At 38.2% G+C, this 16058-nt stretch carries 15 protein-coding genes; 4 read left to right on the top strand and 11 right to left on the bottom strand.

From position 1 onward, the window contains the following. The first annotated feature begins 152 nt into the window (after positions 1 to 152). Together G466_RS0110105 and G466_RS0110100 are read left to right on the top strand one after the other, a co-directional pair. The gene (locus G466_RS0110105; protein WP_026813556.1) at positions 153 to 701 is read left to right on the top strand and encodes a ClpP family protease; all 549 of its coding nucleotides are present in this window, start codon (positions 153 to 155) and stop codon (positions 699 to 701) included. 351 nt (positions 702 to 1052) lie between these two features. Beyond that, positions 1053 to 2411, top strand: coding sequence for an FAD-dependent oxidoreductase (locus tag G466_RS0110100; protein ID WP_026813555.1), 1359 nt, complete (start codon positions 1053 to 1055; stop codon positions 2409 to 2411). A gap of 100 nt (positions 2412 to 2511) precedes the next feature. Here G466_RS0110100 and G466_RS0110095 read toward each other — a convergent pair whose 3' ends face one another. Both G466_RS0110095 and G466_RS0110090 read right to left on the bottom strand, forming a co-directional pair. Beyond that, the gene (locus tag G466_RS0110095) at positions 2512 to 3291 is read right to left on the bottom strand and encodes a zinc ribbon domain-containing protein (RefSeq protein ID WP_026813554.1); all 780 of its coding nucleotides are present in this window, start codon (positions 3289 to 3291) and stop codon (positions 2512 to 2514) included. Positions 3292 to 3293: 2 nt separating this feature from the next. Then, entirely contained in the window at positions 3294 to 4388 is a 1095-nt protein-coding gene (locus G466_RS0110090) for a Nif3-like dinuclear metal center hexameric protein (RefSeq protein WP_026813553.1), read from the bottom strand. Positions 4389 to 4438: 50 nt separating this feature from the next. On the opposite strand from G466_RS0110090, the gene lpxK reads away from it, so the two are divergent. Beyond that, on the top strand, positions 4439 to 5431 hold the full coding sequence (lpxK, locus tag G466_RS0110085) for a tetraacyldisaccharide 4'-kinase (RefSeq protein ID WP_026813552.1): 993 nt from the start codon (positions 4439 to 4441) through the stop codon (positions 5429 to 5431). A gap of 7 nt (positions 5432 to 5438) precedes the next feature. Here the strand turns inward: lpxK and G466_RS0110080 are convergent, their stop codons facing one another. The 9 genes from G466_RS0110080 to G466_RS0110040 form a co-directional block, all read right to left on the bottom strand. Further along, entirely contained in the window at positions 5439 to 7667 is a 2229-nt protein-coding gene (locus G466_RS0110080) for an ATP-binding protein (RefSeq protein WP_308427452.1), read from the bottom strand. After that, entirely contained in the window at positions 7664 to 8674 is a 1011-nt protein-coding gene (gene gap / locus G466_RS0110075; protein WP_026813550.1) for a type I glyceraldehyde-3-phosphate dehydrogenase, read from the bottom strand. Before gap ends, G466_RS0110080 begins: the two co-directional genes overlap by 4 nt. 79 nt (positions 8675 to 8753) lie before the next feature. Continuing rightward, positions 8754 to 9629 (bottom strand): lipoyl synthase, encoded by an 876-nt coding sequence (gene lipA / locus G466_RS0110070; RefSeq protein ID WP_026813549.1) that lies wholly within the window; start codon positions 9627 to 9629, stop codon positions 8754 to 8756. 71 nt (positions 9630 to 9700) lie between these two features. Next, positions 9701 to 10273: an RNA polymerase sigma factor gene (locus tag G466_RS0110065; protein ID WP_026813548.1), complete on the bottom strand. Its 573-nt coding sequence runs from the start codon at positions 10271 to 10273 to the stop codon at positions 9701 to 9703. A 37-nt stretch (positions 10274 to 10310) separates the two neighbouring features. Next, the gene (locus G466_RS0110060; RefSeq protein ID WP_026813547.1) at positions 10311 to 10514 is read right to left on the bottom strand and encodes a hypothetical protein; all 204 of its coding nucleotides are present in this window, start codon (positions 10512 to 10514) and stop codon (positions 10311 to 10313) included. A gap of 78 nt (positions 10515 to 10592) precedes the next feature. After that, a complete protein-coding gene (locus G466_RS0110055) occupies positions 10593 to 11351 on the bottom strand; it encodes an anti-sigma factor (protein WP_026813546.1) in 759 nt (252 codons plus the stop codon). A gap of 90 nt (positions 11352 to 11441) precedes the next feature. After that, positions 11442 to 12005 carry an RNA polymerase sigma factor gene (locus G466_RS0110050; RefSeq protein ID WP_026813545.1) on the bottom strand — a complete coding sequence of 188 codons (564 nt, stop codon included), beginning with the start codon at positions 12003 to 12005 and terminating at the stop codon, positions 11442 to 11444. Between the two features lie 198 nt (positions 12006 to 12203). After that, positions 12204 to 13220 (bottom strand): UDP-N-acetylmuramate dehydrogenase, encoded by a 1017-nt coding sequence (gene murB, locus G466_RS0110045; RefSeq protein ID WP_026813544.1) that lies wholly within the window; start codon positions 13218 to 13220, stop codon positions 12204 to 12206. Further along, positions 13220 to 14410 carry a pyridoxal phosphate-dependent aminotransferase gene (locus G466_RS0110040; protein ID WP_026813543.1) on the bottom strand — a complete coding sequence of 397 codons (1191 nt, stop codon included), beginning with the start codon at positions 14408 to 14410 and terminating at the stop codon, positions 13220 to 13222. Before G466_RS0110040 ends, murB begins: the two co-directional genes overlap by 1 nt. A 313-nt stretch (positions 14411 to 14723) precedes the next feature. Between G466_RS0110040 and G466_RS0110035 the strand changes: the two genes are divergently transcribed. Next, complete coding sequence (locus tag G466_RS0110035; protein WP_026813542.1) at positions 14724 to 16058, top strand: aspartyl protease family protein; 1335 nt, start codon at positions 14724 to 14726, stop codon at positions 16056 to 16058.

Genomic DNA, 16058 nt, shown 5'->3' with positions numbered 1-16058 from the left:
TTGGTAACGTTATTCTTTGCTAAGCCTACTTTTTACTTTTAATTGAAAATAAATATGGGATGATTGCAGGGAAAATTGAAGGTGAGGATTAATTTAGCGACTGTTTTTTATAATAAATTGATTATTTTTGAGACTTAACAAGAAATTTAAAAATGGGATCAAAAAAAGGTAAGATACAAGAAGCGATCGACGAGAAATTGCTTGAAGAGAGAAAGGTGTTTTTGTGGGGGATGGTAGATGATGATTCCGCCAAGCATGTAATTGATCGATTGTTATATTTAGATATGCAGAACAATAAGGAGATTCAGTTGTACATCAATAGTCCCGGAGGATATGTTACTTCCGGTTTTGCAATCTATGATACTATTAAAGGGTTAAAAAGTCCGGTTTCCACGATATGTTCTGGATTGGCGGCTTCAATGGGATCTATTCTGTTGTCTGTTGGTAAGAAGGGGAGACGATTTATTCAGCCACATGCGCAGGTAATGATTCATCAGCCTAGTGGAGGAGCAAGGGGACAGGCCTCAAATATTGAAATTCAGGCGAAGGAGATAATTAAGACTAGGGAGTTGAGTGCTAGAATTTTAGCAGAGAACTGCGGTCAGGATGCAGAAAAAGTGATGAAAGATTTTGATAGGGATTTTTGGATGAATGCCGAAGAGTCTATCGCCTACGGAATTGTAGATGGTATTTTGGAATAACTAGGAACCCTATATTGATATAAAAAGGAAAAGTCCTTCGCAAAATTAATGTGAAGGACTTTTTATATATATAGACGCCGAAGCGGAATGTAATGTATATACGTTACATTCCTTTGTTTTGGACGTCCTTACTCAGGATTTTATTAAAATAAGCTCTTAAATACCTATTTTTTAGTAAATACCGGCCTTTTAAGCCTCATTTGCCCAAGAGAGGACCTATATTATAGGTTTGTCTAATGTGGGTGCCTAGACGGATAACAGCGGGAATGGGACAGGCTATTCCGCTCTAATTGACATTAATTTATTATTTTTAATTTTTCAACCATTTCTATTCCCCTTATTTTAAAATATATGATACAAACTCCGAAAAATATTGCCATTGTCGGTTCAGGACTAGTAGGTTCTCTCCTGGCAATATATCTCAGGAAATTAGGACATCAGATAACAGTTTATGATAGACGCCCAGATATCAGAAAAGTAGCGTTCTCTGGTCGCTCGATCAATTTAGCGATGAGTGATCGTGGTTGGAACGCCTTGCGGGAAGTGGGGGTAGAAGAGGTTATTAAGGAATTGGGGATCCCTATGGACAAGCGTGCTATCCACTTAGTAGGGGAGCCAGAATATTACCAAAAGTACGGGAAAGAGAAGGAGGCCATATGGTCCATATCTAGAGGGGTGTTAAATAGAAGAATGATTGACCTAGCAGAGGAAGATGGTGCTATTTTTCGCTTTGAAGAAAAGGTATGGGATATCGATTTGGCAGAAGCTACAATATATACTGGTGAGAGTGACAAGGGGAAATGGGATGCGTATAAACACGATATAGTTTTTGGATGTGATGGTGCCTTTTCTAGGGTGCGCCATAAGATGCAACGAAGAAGTAGGTTTGATTATTCCCAAGATTTTATAGATGTAGGCTATAAGGAGCTAACTATACCTGCCAATGAGGATGGAACCCATAAATTGGATAAATACTCCTTTCATATTTGGCCAAGGGGAAAGTTTATGTTTATAGCTATGCCTAATTTGGATGGTAGTTTTACATGCACCTTGTTCCTCCCTTTTGAAGGTGAGATTTCTTTTGAGAACCTAACCACAAAAGATGAGGTCAAGGAATTTTTTAACACCTATTTTCCCAGTATTTCGCAAATAATAGAAGATGTAACCTTGGATTTCTTTAAAAATCCAACCAGTGCCATGGTAACCATGAAATGCTTTCCGTGGACGTATTGGAATAAGGTTGCTTTAGTGGGCGATTCTGCCCATGCAGTAGTGCCCTTTTACGGACAGGGAATGAATGCTGGTTTTGAGGACATCTATGAGCTTAACAAGATTATAGCCAAGCATGGGGATGATTGGGAGACTATTTTCCAAACCTATCAAACGGAACGTAAGCCCAATGCAGATGCTATTGCAGAGCTTAGCTACAGGAATTTTATGGAAATGAGCAGTAAAACTGCCGATGCCAATTTTATTCTACAAAAGAAGATAGAAAAGCATTTCTCTTTAAAGCATCCAGAAAAGTGGCTTCCAGTATACTCTAGGGTTACTTTTTCGGACCGGCCCTATGTAGAAGCTTTGGCCCTTGGTGATGCCCAGGAAGAAATAATGGCGCACATCATGAAAATGCCCAATATAGAGGAGATCTGGAACAGTGAAGTAGTGGAAAACAAAATACTGGACCTTATTTCTAAGTCAGAAAATCTATAAAATATTGCCGTACATTCTAGGCCTTATAAACAATATACAAAATGCAAAAAAGGCCATCTCGTTGGAGATGGCCTTCTTATATTAGTAAATAGTATCGCTATTACAATTTAGAGAAAAGTTTTCTCATTTTCTCTTGTTGCTCTTCAGCTAAGACAGGGTCTACTAAAATTCTCCCACTGTGCTCATCGCTAATAATCTTTTTACGAGATGCGATCTCTACCTGCACCTGTGGTGGGATGGTAAAGAAAGATCCTCCGGAAGCACCTCTTTCTATAGGAACGATCGCTAATCCGTTCTTAACATTGTTTCTGATTCTCTTGTAAGCCTTAACCAATCTTTCCTCGATCTGGGTTTGGTATTCTTCTGATTTGGCTAAAAGCGCTTTCTCTTCCTTTTCCGTTTCCGCTAAGATGGCATTCAATTCGCTCTTCTTATGCTTTAAGTGCGATTCCCTTTCGGCTAATCGTTCTTTGGTACTGGAAATAACTTCTTTCTTTTGCTCAATCTGAGCCTTAAACTCCTTAATATTCTTTTCGGCCAATTGTATTTCCAGCTCTTGGTACTCTACTTCCTTGGTAAGTGAGTTAAATTCCCTGCTGTTACGAACATTCTTTTGCTGCTCGGTATACTTTTTCATTAAAACCTTAGCTTCGTCAATAAGGTTCTTTTTGGCAGTAATTTCGTAGTTGATGGTCTCAACATCGGTCTTAAGCTTATCCATTCTTGTTTTAAGACCAAGAACCTCATCTTCTAAATCTTCTACTTCTAGAGGCAATTCGCCCCTTACATTTCTTATCTCATCAACTCTAGAATCTATTAATTGCAAATCGTATAATGCTCTTAACTTATCTTCTACTGTTGCTTCTTTCTTTTTTGCCATATTTAAAAATACTTGATGGGATTTGTTAAACTCTCCGATAAAGAGACTGCAAAATTAGGGATTTTTTTCGTAAGATAGTCAACTAAGAGATTTTTTGTAAACTGCTCTGTTTCATAGTGGCCAATATCGGCAAGAATAATTTTGTTTTCCGCTTCATAAAATTGATGGTATTTTAAATCGGCGGTAATGAAAACATCAGCATTTACAGCCTTTGCAGCCGATATAGCAAAAGATCCGCTGCCTCCTAAGACGGCTATTTTATGGACGTTTTTTCCTAAAAATTGGGAGTGTCGTATACAGGAAACATTCATTTTTTTCTTAACAATCTCGAAAAAGTCTTCCTCGGGCATCGGTTTTTCCAAATTCCCGTACATTCCCATGCCCATAAATTGGTTATTATTATCCAAGGTTTGGATCTCATATGCTACTTCCTCATAGGGGTGATTAGTAAAAAGTGCTGCTAATATTTTTGATTCCTTTTCCTTGGTGTAGGTAATATTTATCTGGGATTCCTGTTCGTAATGCGTCTCTCCAATTTCTCCTAAATGTGGATTGGAACCCTCATTGGGTTTGTAACTGCCCGTACCTTTTAGAGTAAAACTACAATTACTATAATTGCCAATGTGTCCTGCGCCAGCTTGGTAAAGTGCATGCCTAAGTTGCTCTGCATTGGCGTGGGGAATATAGGTGGTCAGTTTTTTAAGTGTGCCTTTTTTTGGGATTAGGATTCGGGGATCCTGAAGTCCCAATACGTCAATTATTTTTGCATTTACCCCTTGGATGCTATTGTCTAGGGCCGTATGCATGCTGTATATGGCAATGTGGTGTCTAATCGCCTTTAAAACTACACGTTCTACATAATTGGAGCCGGTAATTTTTTTTAGGCCACTAAATATTATGGGATGAAAACTTACAATAAGATTGCAATTTTTGCTTATGGCTTCGTCAACCACATTCTCCAACGTGTCTAGCGTTACCAAGATTCCCGTTACTGGGGTGTTGACGTCCCCCACCAATAGGCCCACATTGTCAAAATCTTCCGCTTGGCCCAAAGGAGCCAGCTCCTCTAAGTGCCCTATAACTTCTTTTATGATCATTTTATAATTTTATAGTCTTCCAAAGGTAAAAATATTATAATTTCGTTCCAATGCAACTATTACGAAGATTAGCTTTCCCCATTTCATTGATGTACGCTTTTATAGTGTATCTGCGTAACTTTTTATATGACCAAAACATATTTAAAGGCAAATCCTATGATACCAAAACCATTTGTGTAGGCAATCTAAGTGTAGGGGGAACAGGTAAGACTCCGATGATCGAATTTTTAATTAGGAGTTTAAAAGACGCTAAAAAGATAGCGGTCTTAAGTAGGGGTTATGGTAGAAAATCTAAAGGTTTTATGCTTGCCAATCCACAGGTAAAAGTGGAGGATTTGGGTGATGAACCCTATCAGATAGTCAAGAAATTTCCAGAAATTACGGTTGCTGTAGACGCGGATCGGCAAAATGGAATAACCACCTTGGAAGCCTCCTTGGCTCCAGATATTATTTTATTGGACGATGCCTTTCAACATAGAAAAGTAAAATGTGATTACTACGTTCTGCTTACCGCTTATGGTAAGTTATATGTGGATGATTGGTATTTGCCAACGGGGAACTTAAGGGATAGTAAAGGAGAGGCCAAACGTGCCAATATCATAGTGGTTACTAAATGCCCTAAAAATATATCGGAAAAAGAACAGATATCCATCCGTGAAAAGTTAAATCCAAAAAGCGGCCAAAAGGTGGTGTTTAGCTATCTGGAATACGATCCTAAGCTTAAAGGAGGTCCTGAGGAGATGTCCTTGGGCGAAATAAAAGGTAGAAAGGTAACCTTGGTAACCGGTATTGCAGATCCCGCTCCCTTAGTACGTTATTTAAGGGAAAATGGATTGGAGTTTGAGCATTTATCGTATTCGGACCATCACTTTTTTAGTGATAGGGAGATTGAAATGTTTTTAACAAAAGAACTTATCCTAACTACCGAGAAAGATTATGTAAGGTTGTCCGGAAAAATAGGGGAGTTGTATTATATAGGTATAAAACATGTGTTCCTAAGTAATGGAAAAACCGAGTTAATAAAGAGTCTAAATTTAGATTAAGAGCACCCTAAGCTTTTGCTTTAGGTCTATTTGTTCCTATTATGTGTTGACCAATTTTTCGGTAAAACACTTCTGGTTTAAAAGGCTTGGTTACTACATCATTGCAACCTGCGGCATAAAAACTTTCCATACTATCATCTAAAGAAATTGCAGTAAGTGCGATGATAGGAATAAATCGGTTGAATTTTCTAATTTCTATAGTAGCTTCTTCCCCACTTATTCCGGGCATATGGATATCCATAAGGATTCCGTCATATTCGGTTTTCCTTACCATTGCTACAGCTTCTAGACCATTGCTAGCAATATCACAGGTAATCTCCTTTTTGTCTAACATTTTCTTGGTGATTACCTGGTTGATTTTATTGTCTTCTACCACTAATAAATGCAGGCCAGATAAGTCATATTCTTCGTCAGTGACTTCAAATAAAAGGTCGTCCTCAATATCATCCTTGCTTTTTAATGCTAGATTAAAGAAGAAGGAACTGCCCTTGCCCAATTCACTTTTTAATTCAATGGTACTGCCAAACAGGCCCAATAGACTTTTTACAATGGTAAGTCCCAATCCGGTTCCGCCATATTCTCTGTTGATCTGAATAGATCCTTGTTCAAAGCTATCGAAGATGTCTCGCTGCTGATCCAAATCGATGCCTATTCCGGTATCTTTTACCTCAAAGTAGATATTGATATTTTCATTTACCATTTCGGTCATCTTAGCAATGACGGTTACCTCTCCGTTTTTGGTGAATTTTATAGCATTGCCGATAAGGTTGATAAATATTTGGGATAATTTTAGAGGATCACCCAGTAGATGTTGAGGAATAGATTCGTCATACTGCAGTATGACCCTTGTTTTGTTTTGCTTAGCGCTTTGTTGTAATGAGTTGATGACCTCCGACAGAATTTTTTTAAGGCTGAAACTAATTTGATGGATTTCTAATTTCTCTGCATCGATCTTATTAATCTGCAGAATATCATTGATGAAATTCAATAGATATTCTCCAGAGAACTTTAAAGAATTTAAATGTTCTTTTTGGTTTTCACTGGGATTTTCTTCCAGTAATAAATGGGTTAATCCAGTAACCGCATAGAGCGGTGTTCTAAGCTCATGGCTCACTGTAGAAAGAAAGTTGGTCTTTGCTTCCATGGCCAATACTGCTGCATCTCGTGCGGCTTTTAATTCTTCGTTTTTAACTTGTAAAAGATCGTTGGTCCGTAGTTTTATTTGATTGTTCCTATATAGGGCAACCGCAAGGATAGAAATAATGGTTAAAAATGCCGAAGTTAGGATAGCAGTAATCTCAGACCTGCTTTTAGATTCGCTTAATTCCGTTATTCTGGTATCTTGCCGTGCTATTTCATCCTTCATAAAATCGGTCTGGACCCTATCGGAGGTCTGGCTTTCAATAAGGATTTTCTCTATAGTAAAAATAGAATCTTTTATCTGAAGTATATTCTGGTTATAGGTAAGGGCAGGTTCATAAAGACCAAGTGCCGCATTGGAACTGGAAAGCAATTGATTGGCAATTAACTCTTCCTTAACAAAACCGTTGGCCTTGGCTATTCTCAATGCAATTTCTGCATCGGCAACAGCACTTTCCAAATCTGAAGTGATGATATGTAGTTCTGCTAATTTGAGATGTGCGTTGACTGCTAGGTAAGCCTGTTCAAAAATGTCCGTATTAACTATTAGGGAGTTGAAGTTTTTCTCTGCGCTTGCCAGTTTCTCCAGCTTTAAAAAAATTTCGCCCTCAACAAATAAAATGTTGTTCAGTAAATTTCGATCGTTGTTTAATTGTTTGGCTTCGTTTAACATAGAGATGGCCAAGAAATTTTTTTGGTCATGGAAAGCGATTATAGCCTCTATGTATTTTTGCATGGCTTTGCCATAGGGATAGGAGGTGCTTTTTAAGAGAGATTTGGCTCTGTCCCAATAGAATTCTGCAGTATCTTCCCTTTCCATTTTTAGATAAATAATGGAAAATTTATGGTAACAATCTATAAGGGCCTTATTGTTCTTTTCTTTTGCCGCTATGTCCATTGCGGCATTGAGATATTCTAACGACAGGTTTATTTTATTTTTATTGCGGGAATCCCTTGCTTTCTCAAAGAGAATATCCACATTGGATTCGGGTGGAGCGATTTCTTGAGAGTAGCCATAACTAAATAACATTAACATTGCTAAAACACAACCTATGCTAAATTTTGTTATTTCTTTATGTGATAAAATGACTCTCAAACGTATTTTTTAGCTGTTAAATAATTAATTAGATCTACAATCCTGGAGCTGTATCCAGTCTCATTATCGTACCATCCAATAATCTTGACCATTTTTCCAATTACCGAAGTCATCAAAGAATCAAACGTACAAGAATAACAACTATTGTTGATGTCAATAGAAACTATTGGATCATTTGTGTAATATAGGATATTTTTAAATTGTTTTTGTGAAACATCTTTAAATGCACTGTTAATTTCCTCAATACTTGTGTCTTTTCTTACATTGAAAGTGATATCTGTAAGGGATCCATTAGGAACCGGTACCCGTATACCACAACCTCCAATAACATCTGCAAGTTCTGGAAATATTCTGGTAAGCGCCTTGGCTGCACCGGTGGTAGTGGGTACAATGGACTGGGCGGCCGCTCTTGCCCGTCTCAAGTCTTTATGAGGTTGGTCATGCAGACTTTGGTCCGAGGTGTAAGAATGAATGGTGGTGATGTACGCTTGTTCTATACCACATAAATCTTGGATAACCTTTATCATTGGCGCCGCATTATTGGTAGTGCAAGAAGCATTCGAAATAATATGGTCCTCAGAGGTCAAGGTCTCGTGATTTATTCCAAAAACGATCATCTTTATATCATCATCAGCAGGTGGTACCGATAAAATCACCTTCTTTGCTCCGTTTTTTAAATGATAGTTTAAATTGAGGGCGTCTTTAAACTTGCCAGTAGCTTCCACGACAATATCTACCCCGTAGTCCGACCATGGAATGTTTTCTGGTGATCTGTGGTTTAAAAGTGCTACCTCATTGTCCTCCACTAAAATACTGTTCTTGGTATGGGAGATCTTTAATGGCGATACCCCGTGAATACTATCGTATTTTAATAAGTGGGCCAAGGTAGTTGCATCGGCTAAATCATTTATTGCAACCACCTTTAAATGAGGCTGTTGGCTAAGAAGCCTAAAAAGGGTTCGACCAATTCTTCCGAAGCCGTTTATGCCTATCGTTGTCTGTGTCATAAAATTGGTAAGCCATTATATCCGGTTCATATGCGGATAACGTCCATTAAATATATATAGGAGATTGGGGGCTATCTTTCTATAAAATGTGTTTGTGGGCTTTGTACGATGAACGTACCAACGCTCCACTTTCTACATGTCTAAATCCTAATTCTAAACCTATTTCCTCATATTTTTTGAATTGGTCCGGTAATATATATTCCTTTACAGGTAAATGCCTTTTGGACGGTTGTAGATACTGTCCTATAGTTACTACATCAACATCGGCGGCCCTAAGGTCTTTCATGGTGGTAATTACCTCCTCTTCCATTTCACCCAATCCTAACATAATCCCGGATTTGGTTCGGTGGGCACCATTTTTCTTTAGGTAGGAAAGCACTCCTAGGCTGCGTTCATATTTTGCTTGGATACGGACTTCCCTAGTTAACCTTTTAACGGTTTCCATGTTGTGGGAGATAACTTCGGGCCGTACCGCTAAGATACGATCTAAGTGGGTTTCAATCCCTTGAAAATCAGGAATAAGTGTTTCTAGGGTAGTGGTAGGATTCATCCTCCTAATCGCTTTAACCGTCTCGCCCCAGATAATGGATCCCATGTCCTTTATGTCGTCCCGGTCTACAGAGGTAATAACGGCATGCTTAATCCCCATAATTTTAATGGATCTAGCAACTTTTTCCGGTTCTTCCCAATCAATATCTTCCGGTCTACCAGTTTTAACACCACAAAATCCGCAGGATCGGGTGCAGATATTACCTAATATCATAAAAGTGGCGGTGCCTTCTCCCCAGCATTCTCCCATATTTGGGCAGCTACCGGAGGTGCAAATTGTGTTTAGGTTGTATTTGTCTACCAATCCTCTTAATTGGGTATATTTCTTTCCTGTGGGTAGTTTAACCCTTAACCATTTGGGTTTGCCTTTTGGAGGGATTACGCTATCTATAGTTTCTGTGCTCATTATATCCTAATATGCTAAGTTGTAAATATACGAAATGAAGGGGTTTAAAAGACAGTTTGTTGGTAAAGTACCTAATCGGATTTCTGGTTTTTTATGATTTCCGCCAAAAGCTTTTTAGCCCTTAAAAGCTTAACTTTTACATTGTTGATCGGTTCTCCCAATCTTTCCGCTATTTCGGCGTAGGCAAGTTCCTGAAAGTACCTAAGATTTATTACCTCTTGATAATGAGGTTTTAATTTTTTTATATACCCTAATAGTGCAGCTAAGTTTTGTTCTGTAATAAGACTGTCCTCAATAGAAGGAGCATCGTCCAAAACTTTTTTTATTGCTTCCGTGTTACCGCTTTCACTTCCTTGTAGAACGTTTCTCTTTCTCTTTCGGATTAGATCTACGTGTAAATTTTTGGAAATGGCGATGAGCCAAGTCTTAAACTTATAAGAGTTGTCAAAGGTATGGATCTTGTCAAATGCTTGGGAAAAGGTCTGAATAGTGATATCCTCAGCGTCATTTTCATTCTGGGTTCTAATGAGCTGAAAACCATATACATCGTTCCAAAAATGATTCAATAGTGCACTAAATGCAATCTGGTTTCCTAATTTGGCCTTTTCGATAAGATTAGTTAGGGATTCGTCTGTCTTTTCCAAAATATGGGGTAAAAAATTGGGGGTTAAAAGAAGTAAACTATGAAGCTATGTCTTCTTTTTTGCAATCCTGTTCCGTTGGTAGCTTTCCGCAATAGCCACAAGCTTCCCCTTCTTTGTTTAAAAATGGACTTTGACTTGCGCAGGTTCCTGCAAATTTACCGTCTTTTTTTGACCATATTTTTAATGCGATGCCGGCAAATGCAAGTGCCAGTAAGCCAATGGTTAAAAGTGCTAATTTCATATCCTTGCGTTAAATTTCTACAAAGATATGAAATTAATAAGCTACCCAAGAAAGATTGGGATTAGTTTAAAGATTGTTTTAGTAGCGGATATTGGCTACTATATTCTCTATAGTGGGAGAACTGTTGCCACCCTTGCTCTCTATGGTGATGTATCCCATTGCATTTTCACCATAAGGTAGCGCCATTAGCTTTTCGCTATCAGTGGCTTCTTTTATGATCCCCAAGTTTATCATTTCCCCATTTACTTCTGCCCACATTTGGTAACATTGATCCTCTGGTAGATTTGGCAGCTTGCTGACATTGATGTAGGACAGTTTTTTTACTGGATTGATATAGGCTACCGCTTTTAGTTCCTTGGCTTTGTTATTGCCCTTTACGGTGAGCTTTTTTGTTTTAGGATTGTGGAGTACAATAAACTGGTTGCGTACATCCTCTAATTGTATGCGCATATTTTCTTCCAGGGATTCTATTTTGTTATTTACCATAACATTCTCTTCCTGTAGGCTCTGGTTTTGATTCCAAAAAGTAAAGGAGGCTCCTGCGAAGATTAAAGCCGTAAAGCTTGCTGCAACCGCATACATATAAAACTTTCTGCGGCCTTTTTTCTCTTTTTTAACCTCATTTAATATTCGATCTTTTAGCCCATCTGGCGTTTTTATAGCATGTTGTTTGGCATACATCTCCAGGTTCTCTTGAAGTTCCATATACGTTTTTCTCACTTCGGGATAAATCGCAATATAACGCTCTACCTGTAGTGTTTCCTCCTGGGAGGTGGTTCCCACAAGATATTGTTCTAGTAGGTCCGTGTCTAAAAAGTTTTTTATTTTATCATTCATCGCTTTGTACTTTACAGTGCTTCTCAACTGAATAGGTTGTTGCAATTGTCAACCATAAGAATATGGCCTAATCTGATAAGATGCTTTGGTTTAAAAAATATATAACATACTGGTAAGCAGTAGAACTGATCCGTATATTTTCCTTAGTTCCCTTAATCCAATTTTTAATCTGGATTTAATGGTGCCTAAAGGTATATTCAATTCATCACTAGCTTCCTGTTGGGTCATCCCCTGAAAAAATAAGGCATCTAAAACTATTTGGTATTTATCATCAAGCTTATCCAAATTGTCCTGAACATCCATCAATTCTGGATTAACTCCTTCAGTTCCTAATTTATATACGTCCGAAACATCTATTTGGATCTCCTTATCGGATTTGGTATTTACACTTCGTAATTTATCAATGGACGTATTGCGCACGATCCGAAATAGCCATGTAAATAATTTAGCTTTGTTGGGGTCGTAACGATCTGAGTTTTTCCATATTTTCATGAAACTTTCTTGAAGTACATCTTGGGCTAATTCCTCATTTCTGACAACTTTAAAGGCAACACCAAGCAAGGTATCTCCGTAATGTTCATACAGCAATGACATGGCTTTGTCATTCCGTTCCAAAAGAAGCTCTACAATATGATTTTCTAATAAGATGCTCATATTATGCAAAGATTAAAAAAAATGAAGTATAAATCATCCAAGACGATATTTTCCCCGTATATAAAGAAACGCTAAAATATTTAATTGATTGTTAAAGATGGCGTTTATAAAATAGTTATAGGAAAAATGTACAGCTGGTAACTGTACATTTTAATTTGGTTAGTTTGGTTTGGTATGGCCCCTGTTTTTTTGCAGGGGCTATTTTATTATATTAACTTCTGGGTTGATAACGATTTTAAAGTTCTTGTAAACCGTGGCCATTATGTGCTCTGCCATAACCATGATCTCAGTGCCTGTAGCATTGCCATAGTTGACCAAGACTAAGGCTTGATTTTTGTGAATTCCAGCATCTCCATATCTTTTGCCCTTAAAGCCGCTTTTTTCTATTAACCAACCTGCAGGTACCTTAAATTCTGTTTCTGATACTTTGTAAAAGGGAGCCTCCGGATGGTTGCTGATGAATGATTGAAAATCTTTTGTGTTTAATACGGGATTTTTAAAGAAACTCCCGCTATTGCCAAGCTCTTCTGGGTTTGGAAGTTTGCTTTGCCTTATAGCGACCACAGCATTGGAGATGTCCTGGATGCTGGGATCTATAATTCCCTGTTTGTCTAATTCCGATGCAATGGCTCCGTAATCCATATGCTTCCGGTGATTTCTTTTTGTGAGTTTAAGCTGTATGGAAGTAATAATATACTTGCCTTTACCTTCATTTTTAAAAAAGGATTCCCTATATCCAAATTTACAATCGTCCTTACTAAACTGATGAAGTTTTTGAGTAGCTATTTCTATTGCTTTACAACTAACGAAGGTATCTTTTAGCTCCACGCCATAAGCGCCAATATTTTGTATAGGGGCGGTACCAGAATTACCAGGAATTAAGGAGAGGTTTTCCAAACCGCCATAGTTGTGCTTTAGGGTCCATAATACCAAACCGTGCCAATTCTCACCTGCATTTACCGCTATGCAGATATGGTCCTCATCTTCCCATACAGTAGTAATTCCCTTTATATTTATATAGAGCACTAGGTAATTTAGGTCTTGGGTAATTAGCATGTTACTGCCGCCACCTAGAATAAATAAATCAGGATAGCCATCTAAGGTCAATGCCGCTCTTAAATCACTGACCGATTTAATTTCACAAAAATATTTTGCTTTCGCCTCAATCCCGAAAGTATTATATTTTTTTAAAGAAATGTTCTCTTGGATGATCATTAATCGTTGTACACCTTTAAAGCCTCACCTAGAATATGTACGGCTTTTTTAATCTCTTCTTTTTCCAGAACATAAGCAATCCTTACTTGATTAAGCCCTAGGCCTTCTGTGGCATAAAAGCCTGCTGCGGGAGCCACCATTACGGTTGCACCATTGGTATTAAAGCTTTCCAAAAGCCATTGGGCAAATTTATCAGCGTTTTTAATAGGTAATTCAACAATACAATAAAATGCGCCTTGTGGATTACCCACTTTTATTCCCTCTATTTTGTTTAGTTCGGTTATCAGCAGATCCCTTCGGGAAACGTACTCTTCCTTTACAGCATCAAAATAGCGCTGGGGAGTCTCCAATGCAGCCTCACTCGCTATCTGTGCGTAAGTAGGGGGAGATAACCGTGCTTGTGCAAATTTAAGGGCGGTTTGTATCACTTCTTTATTTTTGGATACCAAACATCCTATTCTTGCACCACACATGCTATATCTTTTGGATACGGAATCTACTACTATGGCATGCTTTTCCAATCCTGCCTCCTGTAATATGGAATAATGCTCCCGCCCTTCATACGTAAATTCACGGTAAACTTCATCGGCTACTAGGAAAAGGTCGTGCTTTTTTACAATGGCCGCTAATTTTTTTATTTCTTCCTTACTGTATAGGTATCCTGTGGGATTTCCAGGATTGCAAATAAGGATGGCGCGTGTGCGAGTTGTAATTAATTTTTCGAACTCCTCTATGGGCGGAAGGGCAAAATTATCTTCTATATATGACGTTACCGGTACCACGTTAAGACCAGAAGCGGTTGCAAAACCATTGTAGTTGGCATAAAATGGTTCGGGGATAATAATCTCATCTCCCATATCCGCAATAGTGTTCATGGCAAAAGCCAGCGCTTCGGAGCCACCAGTTGTCACTATAATTTGTGATGCCGTAACATCAATATCGTTCTTGGCATAATACTTTGCTATCTTTTGACGATACGCCTCGGAGCCTTCTGTTCGGCTATAAGCCAATATTTCTAGATCGTTATTTTTTACAGCGTCTAAGGCAATTTGAGGGGTTTTAATGTCTGGTTGTCCAATGTTGAGGTGTATTACCTCTATCCCTCTCTCCTTTGCCGCCTCGGCATAGGGGACTAATTTTCTTATAGGGGACTCGGGCATGGATAGACCTTTGTTCGAAATTGATGGCATATGTATTATATTTTACACAAAAATGAGAAATAGGGGTGGAGAAAACAATAGAATCATATAAATTTTAATCTAAATTGTTTTTAAAATAACTGTCATTAAAGCTTTCTCATTACGTGCTCACTTAAATAGGCTCATCAGTATAACATAATGAGTTTCTAATAGAAAGGTTGCATCGGAAAAACTGATCTGGAAATATGCACTGTGCCTATAGTTTAGCGTTGCAAGTTGTTTTCTGTCCTTTAGAACTGTTAAATAAGGAGGAAAACTGCTGATAAAATCGTAAATTTAATAGAATGGATTAAAACGAAAAGACATGAACCCCTTCATTAAACGTTCTTGGTTTTTGCTTTTTTGTTTACCAGTTTTCTTATGTGCCCAACAATACACTTTGCCTCACGGTAAAAAATATGAAAAGGTAAAATTTAAACTCGTAAACAACCTCATTCTTATTCCCGTGGATGTAAATGGGGCAAAACTTTCCTTTATATTGGATTCCGGAGTAAATAATCCCATTCTTTTTAATATCTCCGATCAAGATTCCATACAGATTAATGATGTAACAGAGGTGACCATTAGGGGGCTGGGGAACGGAGATCCGATAAAGGCATTAAAATCTTCCAATAATACCTTTCAAATTGGGAACACTAGGAACAATAAGCAATTATTGTACGTGGTGATGGATAGAGCACTTAACTTTTCCCCCAGATTAGGGGTAGTGGTGCACGGAATTATAGGTTATGACTTGTTCCGTGATTTTGTGGTGTCCATTAATTACGCTTCACAAATAATTAAACTATACGACCCGCATCAATATAAGCCTAAGAAATCTACCAAAATACAAACTTTGCCACTGCTCATTGAAAAAAATAAAGCCTATTTGGAAGGAAAGGTGGTTATGGATGACAATCAAAATATTCCCGTTAGACTATTGGTAGATTCTGGTAGTTCTGATGCGCTTTGGTTGTTTTCAGATGAGGAAAGAGGGCTGAACGTACCACTAAATCATTACGAAGATTTTTTAGGGCAAGGATTAAGCGGAGCGGTTTATGGAAAAAGGACTAAGATAAAAGGACTTGTTCTGGGCAACTTCCAATTGAACGAGGCCAAGACCGCCTTTCCAGATATGGAATATTTTAGTGCCATTAGTAGTTTAGGGGAGAGAAACGGTAGCTTGGGAGGGGAAGTCCTAAAAAGGTTTACAGCTATATATAACTACGGTGCCGGTACAATTAGTCTCCGTAAGAACCGTATGTTCAACGATCCCTTTAATTATAATCTTAGTGGAATAGATCTGCAACATAACGGTATGCGCTTTATTTCTGAGCGTATTGCCGATGCTAGAGGCGTTGCTATAGAAAAGGGCGATTCTTTTGGCACTGTTCAAATTCTTTTCGAAGATAAGACCCGACTAACTGTAGTTCCAGAAATAATTGTATCCGGAATACGTGCGGGAAGTCCCGGACATGAAGCTGGGTTGCGTGAAGGGGATATTATTTTGGCTGTTAACGGTAAAAAAATCCATAATTATGAACTACAGGAAATCCTAAAAATGCTGAATGAAAAGGAGGGGAAGTGGGTTAAGGTTCAAGTAGGTCGTTTAGGAAGCGATGTAACGGTATCCTACGTGCTTAAAAAGATGTTTAAATAA

This window comes from Arenibacter certesii DSM 19833 (assembly GCF_000429545.1).
Taxonomy (GTDB): Bacteria; Bacteroidota; Bacteroidia; order Flavobacteriales; family Flavobacteriaceae; genus Arenibacter; species Arenibacter certesii.
The sequence above is the reverse complement of the archived record's forward strand: the minus strand, read 5'-3'. Positions and strand labels throughout refer to the sequence as shown.